This is a genomic window from Actinomyces sp. 594, from assembly GCF_019325145.1.
GTDB lineage: Bacteria > Actinomycetota > Actinomycetes > Actinomycetales > Actinomycetaceae > Actinomyces.
Genome location: NZ_PIZC01000057.1, coordinates 53598 through 54623, shown reverse-complemented (window position 1 = coordinate 54623; position 1026 = coordinate 53598). Strand labels below are relative to the sequence as shown.

1 protein-coding gene is annotated in these 1026 nt (G+C 68.1%); it reads left to right on the top strand.

The genetic code is table 11. The features are described from left to right. A partial coding sequence (locus GZ998_RS09805) for a ParB/RepB/Spo0J family partition protein (protein WP_257505804.1) occupies positions 1–1019 on the top strand: 1019 nt, incomplete at its 5' end. Positions 1020–1026: the final 7 nt, after the last annotated feature.

The following is a 1026-nucleotide window of genomic DNA, read 5'->3' as shown; positions in this document are numbered from 1 at the left end:
CGGCGTCGGCAGCCCCGGGCGCCGATGTTTCACGTGAAACATCGGCCGGGACGCAGGCAGAGGACGGCTCCGAGGGTTTCGAGGCGGAGCTGGTGCCGGTTCCTGGAGCCACCTTCGCCGAGCTGCCGATTGAGGTAATCGTGCCGAACCGGCGGCAGCCCCGGCAGGTGTTCGACGAGGATGACATTGCGGAGCTGGCCAACTCGATCAAGGAGGTTGGCCTGCTTCAGCCCATTGTGGTGCGCCGCCTGGACGAGGCGGTTTCGCAAAGCGCGCAGGCCCGCACGGAATCCGCGCCGGCTTCCGGGACCGGCTCCGGAGACGGTGGCGCCGCGGAGCCTGTGGACGGGGATGAGACCGTCGTCTACGAGCTGGTCATGGGTGAGCGCCGCCTGCGTGCCGCCAAGGAGGCGGGGCTGGAGTCCATCCCGGCCGTGGTCAGGTACACCGCCGATGAGGAACTGCTGCGGGACGCGCTGCTGGAGAACCTGCACCGCGTCCAGCTGAATCCGTTGGAGGAGGCGGCCGCCTATCAGCAGCTGCTTGAGGACTTCGACTGCACCCAGGCGGAGCTGTCCGCCAAGATTGCCCGGTCCCGCTCCCAGATCTCCAACACGCTGCGCCTGATGAAGCTGCCTCCCCTGGTGCAGCGGCGTGTGGCCGCGGAGGTGCTGTCGGCAGGCCACGCTCGCGCCCTGCTCGGCCTCCCCGATGCGGCCGCTATGGAGCGCGTGGCTCAACGGGTTGTCGCCGAGGGACTCTCGGTACGCGCCACGGAGGAGCTGGTGGCGGTCTACGGAGAGTCGACGGAGGCCGTTCCCAGTGCACCGACGTCGTCGCGCAGCCGCAATACCCCATTGCCTGCCCTGTCCACCCGCCTGTCGGACGCCTTCGATACTCGCGTGAAGGTGACGCGAGGGGCCAAGAAGGGACGCATCACCATCGAGTTCGCCGGTGATGAGGATCTGGCCCGAATCGTTGAGGCCATGGCACCCGGAACCTCATTGGCTGAGGGCTGAGCATGCC